The 17426-nt window shown below is 68.4% G+C and carries 18 protein-coding genes; 1 reads left to right on the top strand and 17 read right to left on the bottom strand.

All coding sequences use genetic code 11. From position 1 onward, the window contains the following. Positions 1-21: 21 nt before the first annotated feature. From E3N86_RS10745 to E3N86_RS10735, 3 genes are all read right to left on the bottom strand, one after another. On the bottom strand, positions 22-303 hold the full coding sequence (locus E3N86_RS10745; protein ID WP_104101365.1) for a heavy-metal-associated domain-containing protein: 282 nt from the start codon (positions 301-303) through the stop codon (positions 22-24). 45 nt (positions 304-348) lie between these two features. Next, on the bottom strand, positions 349-1029 hold the full coding sequence (locus E3N86_RS10740) for a Crp/Fnr family transcriptional regulator (RefSeq protein WP_104101694.1): 681 nt from the start codon (positions 1027-1029) through the stop codon (positions 349-351). Between the two features lie 62 nt (positions 1030-1091). Continuing rightward, a complete protein-coding gene (locus E3N86_RS10735; protein ID WP_134374396.1) occupies positions 1092-1838 on the bottom strand; it encodes a metalloregulator ArsR/SmtB family transcription factor in 747 nt (248 codons plus the stop codon). A gap of 74 nt (positions 1839-1912) precedes the next feature. Between E3N86_RS10735 and E3N86_RS10730 the strand changes: the two genes are divergently transcribed. Next, positions 1913-3073 carry a TIGR04053 family radical SAM/SPASM domain-containing protein gene (locus E3N86_RS10730; protein ID WP_104101370.1) on the top strand — a complete coding sequence of 387 codons (1161 nt, stop codon included), beginning with the start codon at positions 1913-1915 and terminating at the stop codon, positions 3071-3073. 101 nt (positions 3074-3174) lie between these two features. On the opposite strand, the gene E3N86_RS10725 is transcribed toward E3N86_RS10730, so the two are convergent. The 14 genes from E3N86_RS10725 to E3N86_RS10660 form a co-directional block, all read right to left on the bottom strand. Then, entirely contained in the window at positions 3175-3423 is a 249-nt protein-coding gene (locus tag E3N86_RS10725; RefSeq protein ID WP_134374398.1) for a hypothetical protein, read from the bottom strand. Beyond that, entirely contained in the window at positions 3423-4310 is an 888-nt protein-coding gene (locus tag E3N86_RS10720; protein ID WP_134374496.1) for a slipin family protein, read from the bottom strand. The genes E3N86_RS10725 and E3N86_RS10720 overlap by 1 nt, the downstream gene beginning before the upstream one ends. Then, complete coding sequence (locus E3N86_RS10715) at positions 4310-5125, bottom strand: hypothetical protein (protein WP_174720207.1); 816 nt, start codon at positions 5123-5125, stop codon at positions 4310-4312. Before E3N86_RS10715 ends, E3N86_RS10720 begins: the two co-directional genes overlap by 1 nt. Continuing rightward, a complete protein-coding gene (locus E3N86_RS10710) occupies positions 5125-7488 on the bottom strand; it encodes a nitric-oxide reductase large subunit (RefSeq protein WP_104101377.1) in 2364 nt (787 codons plus the stop codon). The genes E3N86_RS10715 and E3N86_RS10710 overlap by 1 nt, the downstream gene beginning before the upstream one ends. Before the next feature lie 341 nt (positions 7489-7829). Further along, complete coding sequence (locus E3N86_RS10705; RefSeq protein ID WP_134374399.1) at positions 7830-10436, bottom strand: multicopper oxidase domain-containing protein; 2607 nt, start codon at positions 10434-10436, stop codon at positions 7830-7832. Next, a complete protein-coding gene (locus E3N86_RS10700; RefSeq protein WP_233191430.1) occupies positions 10433-11539 on the bottom strand; it encodes a hypothetical protein in 1107 nt (368 codons plus the stop codon). The genes E3N86_RS10705 and E3N86_RS10700 overlap by 4 nt, the downstream gene beginning before the upstream one ends. Before the next feature lie 22 nt (positions 11540-11561). Further along, entirely contained in the window at positions 11562-11852 is a 291-nt protein-coding gene (locus tag E3N86_RS10695; RefSeq protein ID WP_104101381.1) for a DUF2249 domain-containing protein, read from the bottom strand. Positions 11853-11969: 117 nt separating this feature from the next. Next, on the bottom strand, positions 11970-12419 hold the full coding sequence (locus E3N86_RS10690) for a molybdenum cofactor biosynthesis protein MoaE (RefSeq protein WP_104101383.1): 450 nt from the start codon (positions 12417-12419) through the stop codon (positions 11970-11972). A gap of 326 nt (positions 12420-12745) precedes the next feature. After that, positions 12746-14023 carry a serine hydrolase gene (locus E3N86_RS10685; RefSeq protein ID WP_134511926.1) on the bottom strand — a complete coding sequence of 426 codons (1278 nt, stop codon included), beginning with the start codon at positions 14021-14023 and terminating at the stop codon, positions 12746-12748. Positions 14024-14195: 172 nt separating this feature from the next. Then, positions 14196-14813: a hypothetical protein gene (locus tag E3N86_RS10680; protein ID WP_241980822.1), complete on the bottom strand. Its 618-nt coding sequence runs from the start codon at positions 14811-14813 to the stop codon at positions 14196-14198. 91 nt (positions 14814-14904) lie between these two features. Then, entirely contained in the window at positions 14905-15594 is a 690-nt protein-coding gene (locus E3N86_RS10675) for a CoA transferase subunit B (RefSeq protein ID WP_134374402.1), read from the bottom strand. A gap of 2 nt (positions 15595-15596) precedes the next feature. Beyond that, positions 15597-16415: a CoA transferase subunit A gene (locus E3N86_RS10670; RefSeq protein WP_134374404.1), complete on the bottom strand. Its 819-nt coding sequence runs from the start codon at positions 16413-16415 to the stop codon at positions 15597-15599. Between the two features lie 17 nt (positions 16416-16432). Continuing rightward, positions 16433-16762, bottom strand: a complete 330-nt coding sequence (locus E3N86_RS10665; protein ID WP_134511925.1) for a carboxymuconolactone decarboxylase family protein — start codon at positions 16760-16762, stop codon at positions 16433-16435. Positions 16763-16926: 164 nt separating this feature from the next. Further along, positions 16927-17241: a hypothetical protein gene (locus E3N86_RS10660; protein WP_134401475.1), complete on the bottom strand. Its 315-nt coding sequence runs from the start codon at positions 17239-17241 to the stop codon at positions 16927-16929. Positions 17242-17426 lie beyond the last annotated feature (185 nt).

Here is a 17426-nt window from a genome sequence, read left to right as displayed (position 1 = left end):
GTCACTCCCCCTGTCCGCCGGTCAGAACGCGGCCAGGCGGGCGGTGTAGCCGGCCTTGCCGACGGCGGCGATGAGGGCATCCGTGCTGACGACGGCCGGGTCGTGGTCGATCTCGATCCGGGCGGTGGCGAAGAACACGGTCACGGCGCTGACTCCGGCGAGGCGGCCGATCTGCTTCTCGATCTTGGCGACACAGGACGGGCAGGAAAAGCCGTCGGCCCGCAGGATGGTGTGGACGGTGGCCGGGGTGGATGTCGGGGTGGATGTCGGAGTGGATGTTGTGGTGGGGATGATTGTGGTCATGACTGCGACGTTACGAACCCGAGGCGGCGGCAACCATGACGGCCGTCACTTTGCCGCAACCAGACCGGAACGGTCGAGCACGGCGGTCCACCGTCGTCCGGAATCGATCAGCCCGTCCCGGCGCAGGCCGCTCATGGCGCGGGACACCGACTCGGCGCTCGTGCCGGTCATGGCGGCCAGGTCGGCGCGGGTCAGAGGCAGCTGGATCAGGGTGGTACCGGCGCCGTCCCCCGGCACGCCGAAGGTGTCGGCGAGGCGCAGCAGGGTCGCTGCCACCCGCGTCGTGACGGTAACGGAGGCCTGCTCGGCCTCCCTCGACCGCGCCCGATGAAGACGGTCGACGACGACATCCAGCACGCGCAGCGCCACCGGCGGATGCGCGAGCAACATCTGCCGGAAGGCGCCGGATTCGAGGCGCAGGGCGCAGGTGGTCACGAGGGCAACGGCCGTCTCGGGGTACCGACCCGCGTCCAGCGCGGTCAGGCTTCCCAGCACCGCTCCCGGGCCGAGGAAGTCGAGGCTCGTGAACTGCCCGGTCGAGGTCGATCGGAACACCTTCGCCTGGCCGGCCGCGAGTACGAACACGTGCTCGGACGGCTCGCCGGCGGTGAACAGCGTGTCTCCGGGACCCCAGGCGAGCGACAGCATCCGTTCGGCCAGGTCGGCGAGCTCGCCGGCCGACAGGTCCTGGAAGATCGGGATCTGGCCGAGAATGCTGTTCCGCATGGCGGAGGAGCACGGATGCGGCCGCGCACAGGTGCTGCGCAGCGGTGTGCGCCGGGCCACGCTCACGGCTTCGTCGCCGGGATCTCAAGGTGGGCGAGGCAGACGCCCGGGCGGGCGAACGGCTCGAGGGTGACGCCGACTCCGGGTGTGTGCAGGCGCTCGAGGGCGCCCTCCATCAGGCCGCGGTGCACCGCGCACACGACGTCGCTGTGCTCCTTGGCCACATCGAGGAACGGGCAGCGGTGCAGCTCGATCACGACGTCGACCGGAGCGGCGGCGCCGCCGAAAGCGACGTCATCGGCAGCACCGGCATCCCCGAGGCGCGGCTCGAAGCCGACCTCGTCAAGGATCTGAACGATACGCCCGACCGATGCTCCGTGGGCCGCCCCCGACTGCGCGTCGGAGAGTCCGGTATCCGTCTCGGCCATCTCCCTGCCCCAGCGCCGCCCGGCCTCCGCGGCCGCGGCCGCGCCTGCCCCCGAGGAAATATCCCTGCCCAGGCCGCCGGCCAGGAGACCGGCAAGAAGCCGGTAGGACTCGGCGGGGACCTCGGCGGCGGGTGACGTGGCGCGAAAGAAAAGCCGGGGCCGCCCGGGACGCACGCGCGCCTCGACGGTCTCGGCAACCAGGCCCACCTCGACCAGCCGGTCGAGGTGGGACCGAACCGTGTTCGCGTGCAGCCCCACCGCTTGGGCGATGGCCGGCACATCCATCGCCGCGTCGGCATCGCGCAGGAGTTCGAGAATGGCGACCCGACTGATGCCGGAGAGCACGCGGTGGGTGCGGGCGTCAAGGGGTTCGATAGGCACCAAACTAGTTTTCCCTATATCTATGGTAAAAACAACTGAGGGCCGAAATTCGGCGCTGAGCTAGGACTTGCCCCATGACCGACACGCACGTGCGCCCCATCCGGGTGCTGCACCACGACACCGCCGAACGGCCCTTCATCGTCATCTGGGAGGTGACGCGCGCCTGTCAACTGGTCTGCACCCACTGCCGGGCCGACGCCATCCGCACTCGCAATCCGTTCGAGCTGAGCACGGACCAGGGTCGCAAATTGTTGGACGACCTCGCCGCCTTCGGCACACCGCGCCCGCTGGTCGTGCTCACCGGCGGGGACCCGTTCGAGCGCCCCGACCTGCCGGAGCTCGTCGCCCACGGCACCAGCCTCGGCCTGAGCATGGCCCTCTCCCCCTCGGTCACCCCGCGCCTCACCCGTGAGGTCCTGGTCGAGCTCCACGACGCCGGGGCCAAGGCGGTCTCGCTCTCGCTGGACGGCGCCTCAGCGGCCACCCACGACGCCTTCCGCGGTGTCGACGGCGTCTTCGACGACACCATGATCGCCGCCCGAATGGTGCGCGAGGTCGGCTACCGGCTGCAGATCAACACGACCGTCACCCGCGACACCGTGCACGAGCTGCCCGGCATCCTGAAGACCGTCCTCGATCTCGGCACCACCCTGTGGAGTGTCTTCTTCCTCGTGCCCACCGGCCGCGGCAAGCTCCTGAACGCTCTGACCGCGGCCGAGGAGGAGGAGGTACTGCACTGGCTGCACGACGTCTCCGACCTGGTCGCCATCAAGACCACCGAGGCACCCCACTACCGACGCATCGCGCTTCAGCGGGCCGGCGTGGACGACGGGGTTGACCTCGACACCGCGTTCCCAGTCGGCCCACTGAGAGCCTCGCTGCGGGAGGCCACGGAGCGGTTGCTCACCGGTGACGAGCCGAGGCGGCGGCGTCCGCGGGCCCCCCTCGACGTCAATTCCGGGCGCGGGTTCGCCTTCGTCGACCATGTCGGTCTCGTTTATCCCAGCGGGTTCCTGCCCGTGTCCGTGGGGTCGGTGCACAAGCAGCCCTTCTCCGAGATCTACCGGGAGGCGCAGCTGCTCCAAGAGCTGCGCACCCCGGATCTCTTCGGCGGCCGGTGTGGTCACTGCGAATTTCGCACGGTCTGCGGCGGCTCCCGCTCGCACGCCTACGCGGTGACCGGGGACCCGCTCGCCGAGGACCCCAGCTGCGGCTACCAGCCCAGCACTGACTGAGCAGCCCGGAACGCTGATCGGTTTACAGCAGCTCACCGCACGCAGAAGCGCCCGGCCGATTACTCGGCCGGGCGCTTCTGCGTGCGGTGGTGCGCGGCAGGTCAGTCCAGGTGGTGCCCGCCCTTGACCCAGCGCAGGGCGCCAAGAATACCGATGGCCACGCCGAACATCCCGACGATCATGCCCACGAAGAGCCAGACGAAGAGCGGTTCCAGGCCGCCGACCGTCTGGTCGACTCCGACGATCGTGCCGCCGAGGAACCCGGCGATGGGTGCGAAGATGCCGGCGAAGGCTCCGATCAGCATCAGACGGATGCAGAGGGCGCGGTCGCGTGAAACGATGTCGGCCATTAGGAAGAAACCTCCGTTGTCTGTGCTGCGGCAGCCGCAACGGCGGCGGCGAAGGCCGCGGCGGCCCCCGCCGGGTCCGGCAGGGGAACCGTGTCCGCACCGGGGGGCGCGGCGCTCGGCTGGGCCACCTGCTGGGTGACCTTGCCGTTGAGGAACGGACCGAGAATGTCCATCGGAAGCGGGAAGACCACAGTCGATTTCTGGTCGGCGCCCAGCTCGAGCAGGGTCTGCAGGTAGCGCAGCTGAAGCGACGCGGGATTGCGGCTCAGGATTTCCGCCGCCTGGCCCAGCTCCTCCGACGCCTGCAGTTCACCGTGGGCATTGATGATCTTCGCCCGGCGGTCCCGCTCGGCTTCGGCTTCACGGGCCATGGCACGCTGCATCGCCTGCGGAATCTCGACATCCTTGATTTCGACGACCTTCACCTGCACGCCCCAGGGTTCGGTTTGCGCATTGATGTTGCGGGCGAGGTCTTCGTTCAGGTCGGCCCGGTGGGCGAGCAGGGTGTCGAGGTCGGCGCGGCCCACGACCGAGCGCAGCGTTGTTTGCGACATCTGGGAGGTGGCGATGGCGTGGTTCTCGACTGCCATCACCGAACGGACCGGGTCGGTGACCTGGAATAGGACGACGGCGTTGACCCGGGCCGGAACGTTGTCCTTGGTGATGACGTCCTGCGGCGGGATCGTGAGGGTCACGATCCGGAGGTCGACCCGCACCATCTTGTCCAGTCCGGGGAACACCATCTGCACACCCGGGTCCCGCACCGGGCCCAGCCGGCCGAATCGGAACGCCACGCCGCGCTCGTATTCCTGCAGCACCTTGAAGGAAGCTGCCAGCCAGACGAGCAGCAGCGCCACCACGATCAGGGCCGCGATCTGCCAGGCCATCACGAGTTGCCCCTCCGGCTCCAGCCCACGGCGGGGCCGGAACGACCTGGGTCGGCCTCCGTCTCCAGTTCAGCCCAACGGGCTGAGAATGAGGCGCTCACTGTGTTTCCTTTCATCGTTTCCGGATCGGCGTCGGTTTGCTCCGACGCCCGGGCGCTCGCGTACGGTTCGATTTGAACCGGCCGCGGGCCCGTTTTTCTGATGCTGCCGTAGCCGCTGCGCCGCTGCGCCTCGACCGCCGCCGTGGCGGCGCGGGCCGCGACGCTTTCGTCGAGCCCTACGACCTTGAGATGCTCGGGAAAGCGAGCGGGCGTGCGACGCAGGTGCGACCACAACGGCCAACTGCCGGCGGCGATGACGGCCGAGGCTGACCCCAGGATCAGCAATTCCACGCCCGTGCGGTTCTGGAACATGGACGCCAGCGGCCAGATGAGCCCGAGCACGACGACGGAGCAGGCGATCCCGCGATGGAACCGTTCTGCCTCCGAACTGGGCCAGGGGTCGATGTTTCGCGCGAGCTGCCGGCCCGCATCCGAGGTGGTGCAGGTGTCCTTGACCGGGCAGGGGTTGCAGACCGTGGGGCTGGCCTGGTATCGCGTCACCCGGTTATCCGGATCGAAGGAGATCGGCCAGAGCCACTGGTCCTCCTGGCACTTCCAGGCGTCGTGGTTTTCGTGGTACTCGAACCCGCTCGAACTCATGGCGGTGGTTTTCGCCCCGGTGCGTCTCGCCAGGAGGTCCAGCACGTGTGCTACGGCCAGCAGGAAGCCGCCGTAGACAAGCGCGAACCAGACCTCCGGATTGATGGACGCCATCACACGCCGCCGCCCGGGCGGTCCCCACCGAGCTCTCCGGTGCCGGTGGAGCGGTAGTCCGAGGAATATCCGGATGTCGGCTCCGCGCCGCCGGTGACCGTCGCGCCGGTGGGGACCGCCTCGACGAACAAAGCCTCCATCGGCACGTCGTGGGTGGTTGCCTTGATGCGGTAGCGAACCCCGAGCCAGGTGATCCAGACGAACGGCATCACGCCTCCGACGATGAAGACGATGTCACCGGGCATCCGCAGCCATTCGAGAACGGCGTTGCCGGGCTCGTTGATGAAGTTGAGGCTGCGGGCTTCGAAGTAACCGTCGTTGATGGAGTGCCAGAGCTGAATGACGCCGAGCGGCAGCAGCGTTGCGAACGTCATCCAGGCCAGGCCGATGTTGAGGCACCAGAACGAGATCTTGGCGAGCTTGTCCGGCCAGCGCTCGGCCGGGATCAGGTAGCGCAGGGCGAAGAGCGACAGACCGACGCCCATCATTCCGTACACGCCCATCATCGCCGCGTGGGCGTGGTTGGCCGTCAGCGCGGTACCGATCTCGTAGTACGAGACGATCGGCAGGTTGATCAGGAATCCGAAGACGCCGGCACCCAGGAAGTTCCAGAAGCCGACCGCGACAAGGAACATCACGGCCCAGCGGTGCGGGAACGGAGCCGAACTGCGCGACTCCTGCCGGGCACCGAGTTGGAGGAAGCTCCAGGCCTCGATCGTCAGGAAGGTCAACGGGATGACTTCCAGGGCGGAGAAGAAGGCTCCCAGCGCCATGTGCTCGACGGGGGTTCCGGAGAAGTACAGGTGGTGCATGGTGCCGAGGATGCCACCGGCGGAATACAGGATGACGTCGAGCAGGATGATCTGCATCGCGATCTTGCGGTGCACAACCCCGAGCATGACGAAGATGTAGGCCACCATCACGGTCGTGAACAGTTCCAGGAAGTCCTCAACCCAGAGGTGCACCACCCAGAAGCGCCAGAACTCGGCGACGCTCAGGTGAACCTCGGTGCCGGCGAGCATTCCGACGGCGTAGAACGCGGGGATCGCGAGACCGGCGTAGAAGAAGAGCCACGGCAGGTTGAAGCGGTGCTCAGACTTCAGACGCGCCCGGATGCCGCGGTAGATGATCGCGATCCAGAGGAAGAGTCCGACGACGAGCATGCCCTGCCACACCTTGGGCAGGTCGATGTACTCCCACTGCATGTCCCAGAACGGCGAGCCCTTCGCGGCCTCGACGCCGAAGATGCTCAAGGCTTCACCCACGAACGATCCGACGATGACCAGGGCGAGGGCGCCGAGCAAGCCGTAGGCCAACCAGTGCTGACGTTTGGGTTCACGCCCGGAGATATACGGGGCGAGGAAGATGCCTGCGGCCAGGAACGAAGTGGCCGTCCACAACAGCGAGAGCTGCACATGCCAGGTTCGGGCGAGGTTGAACGGCAGCAGCTGAGCCAGGTCGACCCCGAAGAAGCTCGACAGGTCGACCCGGTAGTGCTCGATGGCGGCACCCAGGAAGGCCTGGGCCAGGAACATCAAAGCCACCACGAAGAAGAACCAGGCCGTGGCGGTCTGGGCGGGTGTCACCGCCACCTCCCCCGGCTGTCGGAAGGACAGTGCCGGGGTTTCTTCCCCGTGCTGCCAGCCCATCCTCTTGCTCCACCGGCCGTAGAGGCCGAAGAGGGCGCCGAGGGCGACCATCAGGGCCACGAGCGAGAGGCCGCTCCACACGATGATGTCGGCGGTCGGAACGTTATCCACGAGCGGCTCGGCCGGCCAGTTGTTCGTGTACGAGTAGTTGTGACCGGGCCGCTCAGCAGAGGCTGCCCAGGACGTCCAGGCGAAGAAGGCGGTCAGGTCGTGGATGTCCGCCGAGTCCGTGATGGCATTCGGGATCAGACCGTATTGGGTGGTCGGGGAACCGAAGAAATCGGCGTAGTGCTGCTTGAGCGTGTCGAAGGCCTCGATCTGCAGATCGGTGAATTCGAGGTCGCCGGTGGCCTTGTCGTAGCGGTTGGTCCGCATCATCTCGACGAGGGCACCCTGTGGGTCCTGCACACCGGACGCGGTCAGGGCCTCGAGCACCTCGGTCGAGGAGCGCCGCAGGTAGTCGGCCGTATAGTCCGGTCCGAGGTAGCCGCCGTGACCCAGGATCGAGCCATACTGCTGCAGGCCGCGCCGCACGAAGGTCTGCTGGCCCGCGGTGATGTCGGCCGTCGTGAAGACAACCTCACCCTGCGAGTCGACGACCTGCTTGGGCTGGGGCATCGAGTCCGTATAGGTCCTCAAGGCCAGGAAGCCCATCACGGCGAAACCGAAGACCATTACCAGGGCTACGCCCTGCAACCATCCTTTGGAAACCATCAACTCCGATCGCAGTTTTCCTGCACCGGCTCTCAATCGGACCACGGTGGGCCCCTTTCCATGTTGCGTGATTCAAGGGCGCGGAAGCAGGTGCTGCCACCTGTCACGGTTCCTCCCCCGGATAGGTCACGCGGGGTGGTTGAAAGCTACCACAGGATTAAAAGTATGAGTGACATTTCTAATCACTTCACCAAACTCGCAGTGACGATATTCCACAATAAAAACCCTGTCCAACGGTGTAATACCCTCACACAGCAGACTGAGGCGACGGGCCGCCCATTTCTTCCACCTGACCGGCGACACGCCGCACACAATCATTTTTGGGGAAACTCGGACAAAGATCACGGACTGACCAGGACGACGCCGCGGGCGCCTTTCTCGGCATCAGACATGATGTGGCTGACGAAGGGGTAGCTGCCGGCCTCCGGGAAGGTCAACTCGACGAAGCCACCCTGGGCCACGGCCAGGTCGAGCACCTGGGAGCCGCCCGTGCCGGTGCTGCCGCCATCACGCAGCAGGTAGTCGCCCTCCTTGAAAACGGTGTCGAACTGGCCGCCCACGACGTGGAAGGAGCTGCCCACGTTGGGGCCCGCGTCCAGCACCCAGATGCGCACCTTCTCGCCAGCCTTCGCCGTCAGCGGGCGGGCACCGTACTGGTTGGCGATGCCGTTGAAGACCACCAGGTCGGGGAACTGCGCCGCCACCTTGTCGGCGTCGGCCTCCCCGCCCTGCGCACCGAGGTAGAGCTCGGACTGCACCAGGACGTATTCCCGATCGACCGCTGAAAGCCCGGGTGGATCAATGATCACGGCGCCGAACATGCCGTTCGCCATGTGCACCGACATGGGCATCGTGCCGCAGTGGTAGAGCCAGATCCCCGAGCGGGTCGCGGTGAAACGATAGGTCAGGCTCTCCCCCGGATTGATGCTGCGCATGGGCCGATCGGGTGCGAGGGCACCCGCGTGGAAGTCGATGGAGTGCTCGATCGACCCGTCGTTGACGAAGGTGATGTCGAAGACGTCGCCGACCTTGCCGTGCAGGGTCGGGCCGGGGGCTGTGCCGTTGAACGTCCACAGGGTCTGGGTGACGCCGGGAGACACCTCGGTCTCCACGTCTTCCACCCGCATGGTCAACGTGTGCACGGTCTCCGCCTCCGCCGCCCCCAGCGCCGGGTCGCGGGCGACGAAATCGGCGTCGGGCTCACGCATCAAATCGAGATCGTCTGCCGCGCTGGACGCGCCGCCGGCGGGCGCAGAGCCGTGGTCCATCGCTGGGGAGTCGTCGCCGGACTGAGGCTCGGCTCCGACGGCCACGACCGTGAGCACCATGCCCAGGACCTTGTGGCCGGCGATGGAGCACCAGCCCTCGACGTCGGCGCCCACGATGCCGGCGTCGACCTGCCGGCTGGTGCCGGGAGCGACGGAACCGGAGACCACGCCGGTGGCGAGCACGAGGTTGTGCACCATCTCGTCGTCGTTGGTCAGGTTGATCACCAGGGTGTCGCCGACGGGCACCTCAATGGTGTCCGGGCTGAAGCGCGTGTTCTTCATGACGACGTCGACCGTGGTCGTGTGGCCGGTCGACACCCTGTCGGCGGATGCCCCGCCGCTCGCGATTCCGGCGGCGGCCGGGTCCATGGCGATCCCCAGGGATACGGCCAGAAGCAGGGCGCCGACGGCCGTGATGGTCGCACCTGTGCGGCGCGACGGGGCCGCGGCAATCCGCGGGGCGGGCGGGGCCGTCGCATCCGTCGCCTGGCGGAGCCGGCGGTTCTGCCGCAGCGCCCGCGGCATCAGGACCAGGAAGGAGGCGAGCGTGCCGACGACGAGCAGCGAGACCGTGACCTTCACCAGGCTGGGCACCGGCATCAGATAGAGGACCAGGCCGACGTTGACGACGATGACCCGGAACAGGGCACCACGATCGAGCAGGGCGGCCGTGGCCTTCGAGACCGAGGGTCCGCCGCCGAGCACGACCGGCACCAGGTAGCTGAGGGCTCCGAGCAGGATCTGCGCGGCGAAACCGACCGCGAACACGGGCACGAGCTGCCCGAGCCGGTCGGTCGCGGCTACCCAGCTCGGTGCGAACGTCACGATCAGGCCGAACCCGAGCACGCAGGCGAAGAACCAGGTGAGGGCGGCACCGATGCTCCAACCGGCGAAGGTGACGGCCGGGGACTGCCTGGCCAGGCGCACGGCCTCAACCAGCACCAGGCCGAGGCTGACCAGGTAGAGCAGAACACCCGCGGCGGCGACCAGGCGCTGGTCGATCAGCAGGCCGATCCCGAGCACCGCGAGGCCGGCTAGGAACAGAGGCAGGGTTCCGCGGGCCGAGGCGCGCGTCGTCTGCACCCGGGCGTGCAGCACAGTCGGCCAGAGCAGGGCCACCGTGCTAATCACGGTCAGGCCGACCCAGCCGAGCAGGTTGAACCCGATATGGGCGATGTACATCCGCTCCGCGGACTCACCATCGATATCGGTTCGGGCCATCAGCACGCCCAGGGTCACACCGATGGCCAACGCGATTCCGGCCGCAATGTAGTAGCGCACGAGCGGTGCGAACCGTCCCGGCAGCGCTCCCCGCGACTGCCGGAACAGCAGCAGGGCGTGGGCGAGGGCATTCGTGCCGACCAGGATGCCGCCGGCAAGCACGACCGGCCACCAGCCGCCGACAATGCCGGTGATCACGAGCACCGCTCCGAGGGTGTGCGCGCCGAGCCTCGCCCCGAGCGAGACGCGGCCGCCGGGGGCCGGATGCCGGAGCAGAGTGTCGGCGAAGTGCTGGCTCCAGACCAGGATCGCGGTGCTCACGGCGCCCAGGAACAGGAGGTGCACCATGAGCCACGGCGCGACAGGGATGAAGCGGTGGATGAGCACGGCGATGAGAGTGAGAAGGAGCCACGCCGGAGTCAGAAGCCCGGTAATGAGGTGCCACAGTCGACGGTTCATGGTGTGACTTTCAGTTTGGTGTTTGGCTGGCGCCGCGGCACGCCGCGCACCACCGAGATCACGGCCAGCAGCACGAACAGGAGCACGGCCACGATGTTGGCCACGCCGCCCCACTGCACCAGTGCCGGCAGGTCGCGCGCGTCACCGAGCAGGATGCGCACCAGCAGGGAGACGTGCAGCAGCAGCACCGGCAGGTAGAGCACCGGCCGGTACGGCAGCGGCCGGCGCAGCACGGCCGGCAGGATGGTCGGGGCGTGCGCCATGATCATCGACATCACGAACCCGAGGAAGACGGCGTGCAGCACGGCGTCATAGCCGGGACCGGAGAAGCTCGGGCCGACGATGATCCAGCTGGCGCCCACCACGAGCAGCCAGCCGTAGCCGGCCAGCAGGCACGCGGCCATGTACCGGGGCAGGCCGGTGCTGCGGATGAGCCGGGTCGCCACGTCGTGCCGGAACAGCCAGGCGACGAGACCGAGCAGCCCGAGCCCGAGAACCGGATAGCCTACCCCGGGCCAGACGAGAGCGACGACCGTGCCGAGGGTCAGGAACAGGCCGGCGGCCAGCATCCGCATTTCGGCCCGGTGGTCGACGGAGGGCGAGATGCGCGCGAGTTCGAGCCGCTCACCGGCGATCGTGAGCACCAGGTAGAGCGTCATCGCGGGCACCAGGACAGGCACGGGCACGCCGCCGAGCCACAGCACGGTTGCCGTGAGACCGAGCAGGGCACCGAGTGCCTGCACCGCGGCGGACGTCGACGGCTGCCGGAGCCAGATCGCCCGGTAGATGGCCAGCAACACGGCCGACCCGGCCACGAGGGCAAGCTGGCCGACCACCAGGGGAAGCGGCGACACGAGTGACAGGCCGCCGAGGCCCAGCAGCCCCGGCGACAGGTAGGCCCAGTTCCGGCGCACGGCGACGGCCCGCTCGAGCACGACGACGGTGCCCACGAACCCGAAGACCATCAGGGGTCCGTGCACATCCGCCAGGCGTGCGGTCACGACCGGCGCCGGGAAACCCAGCAGGAGCAGCGCACCGTCGAGCCCGGCCAGCAGAGAGAGGCCGCCGAGCAGCAGAAACGCCAGTCGCCCGTTGCCGTGCACGGTGGTGTCGAATCTCGGGAGACTAGGCGGCGCGGGTGAAGCGGATGCGCCAGGCGTCCGGGCCACGCTCCACGTACGACACGGTGAACGCTCCCGGGCGTGCCTGCTCGAGCTGCGCCAGCAGAGGCAGCGGGTCGTGCGGGGCGATCAGGTCCAGCGAGAAGCCGAGCTGGATGGCCTCCAGGGCGCCGAAAATGGCCGCGTGGCGAACCGCGTGCGGGATGGTGCGACCGTCGAGCACAATGGTCTCGGCGTCGTCATGGTTGCAGTTGCAGGTGTGTGCGCTGCTCAGGGTGATGGGTTCGGCGGTCATAGGATGAATCCTCCTCGGTGGAACGACCGAGCCGGCCGCTAATAAACAGGATACACGTCCGGTTAATTATTCCAGAATCAGACCAGGTCGGATCACGTCAGGTCACGTCGGGTCCGGTCAGGTCAGGCCCACCCAGGCGGTGGACCCGTCGACCTCGTACTGCTTCTTCCAGATCGGCACCTCGAGCTTGACGGTCTCCACCAGGCGTTCGCAGGCTTCGAATGCGACGGCGCGGTGGGCGCTTGCCGCGGCCGCGACCAGGGCCAGGTCACCGACGTCGAGGTGGCCGATGCGGTGGCTGACCGACAGGTTCACCTGCGGGTACTCGCGGGAGTACCGGGCGACGATCTCGGACAGGATGCGACCGGCATCCGGATGCGCGCTGTAATCGAGGCCGGTCACCTGCCCGGCGGCGTCGGGGTCGTGGTCGCGCACCTGGCCGATGAAGGTCACGACGGCCCCGCAGGATCCGGTCGACACGGCAGCAACGTGCGCGGCCAGGTCGAGCGGTGCCGTGGCCACCTGGTTGACGGCACCCTCGCCAGGGTTCGCGTCGTTCTCATTCACGCCGCTTCGGTCAGTCGTTCCTGCTGAATTCACACATTCAGATTACGCGCGGAAGCGGAACGAGAAACGTACTCCACTGTTCCCGGAGCATCGAGGGCTAAAAAATCTGAGGCCGAGGCCCGCTGAGCAGCCCCGGAGTCCCGTTCGGCCCCTCTCGCGGGTCGTATTCTCGTGGTGGCTGCCAGGGGTCTCGAGCTGATCCACCGCACACGCTGCGTGGCCTGCCTGTCCACGGGCTCCCGCGACCTCGACCGAGGGTCATCCCCGTTCCGCGGCGCGCGGCGGGCCCGGCAAGCGACACCACCGAACGGTTACGGCCCACTCAGCTAACCGACGATCTCTGCCACAGTCGGGCAGGCCGCCTCGGCAGCCAGTTCGGCTCGGGTCTGCGCAACCGTCCAGGGCAGCGCAACCGACGGTTCGTTCCCGCGTCCAGCCGGCGCCTCGGCGATGATGGCGGCCAGCTGACGGGCCAGTGTCAGGGCGAACTGGTCACCCGCGCTCGAGTTGTTCAGCATGACCACCACGGTCATGGTCTGGTCCGGATCCGCCAGGGTCGCCGAGATGAATCCGGGGATCGATCCGGTGCGCCCGCGGAGGGGCCCGACCTGCTCCGCGCCGAGGCCGTAGCGCTGCCACGGCGGCGTCGTCACGTCTTCGTTCACGGTGTCCCACTGGGCGCTCGCCGACGACTCGGACAAGAGACCACCCGCGGCGAGAGCGCCTGCCCAGGTCCTCATGTCGGCCAGCGTCGAAACGACACCGCCCGCCACGCCGCTCATCGAATTGGAGAGCAGGGTGTTGTCGGTGATGGCCGTGCACACCGGACCGTCGGCGCCCACCGCGGCGGCGTAGCCGTGCGAGTGTGGTGCGGGGAGGTCCACATCGCCGGCGTGAGGATATGAGGTGTCGTGCAGACCGAGCGGATGGAAGATGTACTCATCGTAGAGCGCCGCCCACTGCCGGCCCGTGGCCCGCTCGAGCGCCATCCCGAGCAGCACGATTCCGGTGTTTGAGGGACCCCACACGCTGCCCGGAGCACCGGTTCGGGGCGTGGCCAGCCCCTGGGAGACGAGTTCCATCGCCGGCCAGGTGCGCAGGGGGTTGTGCACGAACTCCCCGGCCAGAACGGGACTGTAGGACCCAAGCCCCGAAGTGCCCTGGCAGAGCTGGCCAAGCGTCACGCCCGCCACACCGACGAGGCGGGGCAGGTAGGTGGAGACCGGGTCGTCGAGCGTCACGGTTCCCTCGTCGACCAACCGGAGCAGCACCGTGCAGGTCATGGCCGTGGTGTTGGTGCCGATGCGGAAGTGCATCCCGCCGGTCATCGGGGCGGAACCGCCGATTTCCGTCGTGCCGTGCGCGACGGTCCATTCGCCGGCGGCGGACCAGACCCCGACCAGAGCGCCGGAGGAACCCGATTGCGCCATCGCCTCGCCCACGGCCGCGTCCAGCTGCCCGGCGATGTCCGCCGCGATCGGCGTGCTGTTCTGGTCGACGCTGTTCCGGCCCGCGGTGCAGCCGCTCAGCACGACGGCTGCGGCGACGCCGAGTGCGAGCAGCGCACGACGACGGGTGGTGGGCTTGGTGATGGCATCCCCCAATGCTCTCCACCAGCTTGCCCTATCGGGGCCCGGGCGCCTAACCCGTGCGCGAGACAGACTCCCTACACCCGCTCGAAGATGGCGGCGAGCCCCTGGCCGCTGGCGTTTCCGGCGGTGACGGTGGCGTCGGCGTCCGTCTCCAGCAGGATCGGGCGGAGGCCGGCCAGAGCCGTCAGGCTGCTGTCGGCCCGCGGAGTTTCGTCGGCGGAGTTTCGTCGGCGGAGACCACGACCGGGCCCGTGCGGCCCGGCACCGTGACCGGCACGATCTCGTCGTCGAACCGGCCCTCGGCCACGGCGACGCATGCCCGCGCCTGCGACCGGAGAGCCAGGTCGTCCTGTTCGGTGCGGCCCATGCCGTACTCGCGGCGCAGATTCTCGGCGGTTTCGAGCATGCCGCCGGGTACCGGGTAGCGGCGCCCGCCGGCGGTCTCGCGGCCGCGGCTGAGCGCGTCCCGGAGCAGGGTTCCGGCGCCGCCGCCCACACCGAAGCGGGAGTCGACGGTGTGGAACGGGGCCTGGCTCATCGATTCGACCCCGCCGGCGACGACGACGTCGCTGACACCGGTCTGCACCTGCATAACCTGCATAGCCGCGTCGAGGATGGCCTGTAGCCCTGAGCCGCATCGCCGGTCCACCTGCACGCCGCCGACCGTCACGGGCAGGCCGGCGTTCAGTGCGGCGACGCGCGCCACGAAGGCGGCCTCCGCGGTGGGATAGCTCTGGCCGAGGATCACGTCGTCGACCACGGCCCCGTCGATTCCGGTGCGTTCGATCAGCGCCGTGATCACGGCCGCGTCAGGTCGGCCGGCGCGACCGCCCTGAAGACGCCGCCGAACCGGCCGATCGGGGTGCGTAGCGGTTCGTAGATGACGACGTCTCTCACGATGCGGCCACCGTGTTCGGAGCGGAGAGGAGCGTGTGGATGACGGTCGGCGTCCCCGGCACGAGCAGCGGCACCTCGGTGGCGGCCTGCACCTCGGCCACGGTGAGTCCCGGCGCGATCTCGCGCAGCACAAGACCCTCCGGCGTCACGTCGATCACGGCCAGGTCGGTGATGATGCGGGTCACGACGCGCTTGCCGGTCAGCGGCAGGCCGCACTCGTTCACAATCTTGAAGTCGCCGTTCTTCGCAGTGTGCTCCATCACGACGATCACGGTGTCGGCGCCGTGCACGAGATCCATCGCACCGCCCATACCCTTGATCATCTTGCCGGGCACGGCCCAGTTGGCGATGTCGCCGGTGGCGGAGACCTGCATCGCGCCAAGCACGGCCACATCGATCATTCCGCCGCGGATCATGCCGAAGCTCTGCGCGGAGTCGAAGTAGCTGGCACCGGGGTTGACCGTGATGGTCTCCTTGCCGGCGTTGATCAGCTTCGGGTCCTCCTCGCCCTCCCACGGGTACGGTCCCACCCCGAGCACCCCGTTCTCGGAATGCAGGATGACGTCCACCCCCTCCGGCAGGAAGTTGGGGATCAGCGTGGGCAGCCCGATCCCGAGGTTGACATAGCTGTCGGGGGTGAGCTCCTGCGCGGCGCGCGCGGCCATTTCATTGCGGGTCAACGGCATAATCAGCTGTCCTTTACGACGGATGCGACGGATACGACGGATGCGACGGGCCGCGGCCGGGTGGTGGTCTTCTCGATCGGCAGGTCGGCGGACTCGGCGCCGGAGAGCGCCACGATGCGGTGCACGTAGATACCGGCGAGGTGGATGGCATCCGGATCGAGCTCCCCCGGCTCGACCAGCTCGTCGACCTCGGCGATGGTGATGCGGCCGGCCATGCCGGCGACCGGGTTGAAATTGCGGGCCGACTTCTCGAACACGAGGTTGCCGTGCCGGTCGCCCTTCGCCGCGCGAACGAGGGCGAAGTCGGTGACGATGGCCTCCTCGAGCACGTACTCCTTCTCCCCACCGCGGAGCGACGCGAAGGTGCGGGTCTCCTTGGGCGGCGACGACACCGTCACCGACCCATCCGGCCCGTAGCGCCAGGGCAGCCCGCCCTCGGCGACCATGGTGCCGACGCCGCTGGCGGTGTAGAAGGCGGGGATTCCGCTGCCGCCGGCCCGGAGCCGCTCGGCCAGGGTGCCCTGCGGGGTCAGTTCCACCTCGATGTCACCGCCGAGATAGCGGCGGGCGAAGTCCTTGTTCTCGCCGATGTAGGAGGCGATCACCCGGCTGATCCGCCCTTCCCGCAGCAGTTCGCCGAGCCCCCAGCCGTCGACGCCGCAGTTGTTGGATGCGACCCGGAGGTCGGTGCTGCCCTGGGCCAGGAGCGCCCGGATCAGCAGGATCGGGACGCCGACCAGGCCGAAGCCGCCGACGGCGAGAGAGGCCCCATCCGGGATGTCGGCGACGGCAGCCGCGGCGGAGGAGTACGTCTTGTCCATGGAGTGGTCCTTCAGCTTCAGTTCGTGGTGCCGATGTCGATCGTCTTGAAGGTATCGCGTGCCACCGCCAGAGCGGAATTCGCCGCCGGCACCCCCGCGTAGATCGCGGTGTGCAGGATGGCCTCGCTGATCTCCGCGCGGGTCAGCCCATGGGTCAGGGCCGCGCGCACGTGCATGCCCAGTTCATGTTCGTGGCCGCCGGTCACCAGGCAGGCCAGGGTCAGGAAGCTGCGGGTGCGCCGATCGCGGCCGGGCCTGGTCCAGATCTCCCCCCAGACATAGCGGGTGATGAAGTCCTGGAAATCCGCCGTCTCCGGGGTGGTGCGGGGCCAGTTCGAGTCCGACAGCGCCGCCGAACGACACCCCGGCGTAGTGGAAGGCTCCCCCGCCGACCAAGTCGACCAGGGTGATCACAACGTCGGCGACCTCAGCGACGGTGACCGGTTGCCGGGCGGCGGGGCTGAGGCCGGTGCCGGTGCCGGCGTGACCGTGCCGCGGATAATGGGCTGGGTCATAGTGAGGTCCCCTTGCTCGCGGTGGATTCGAGGTACCGGGCGAGCACCCGGTCGATTCCGGCGTCCGTCTGCCTGAGGCTGAGGTCGTCATCGAACGCGGACCAGGCCCGCGATCGGAGCTCCTCGGGATGTCCCCCGGCGGTGATCAGGGCGGAGAGCACCACCCGCAGCGGGCGGTTGGTGCGGTAGCACTCCTCCGACGCGCGCTGCACGAGGGCGAACGCGGCGGCCTTGCCGAGGACCTCCGCGAGCAGGGTGGTCACCCGTTCGCTGAACACCAGGCCGTCGGTGAGGTCGAGGTTGCTGCGCATCCGTTCCAGGTCCACGTCGAGCCGGGCCGCCAGCGAGGCCGCGCCCGCGACGTCAACGCGAACGTGCTCACGATCAAACTCGCCATGGCCATCGCCCGGGCCGGCGCGCCACGGGGACCGTCACCGACGCCGAATTCGACGCCAACAAGGCGGAGCAGCTCGCCCGCTTCTGAGTCGCTGCGGAG

This window comes from Cryobacterium sp. Hz7 (genome assembly GCF_004402815.1).
GTDB lineage: Bacteria > Actinomycetota > Actinomycetes > Actinomycetales > Microbacteriaceae > Cryobacterium > Cryobacterium sandaracinum.
This window is presented reverse-complemented; position numbering and strand designations above follow the sequence as displayed.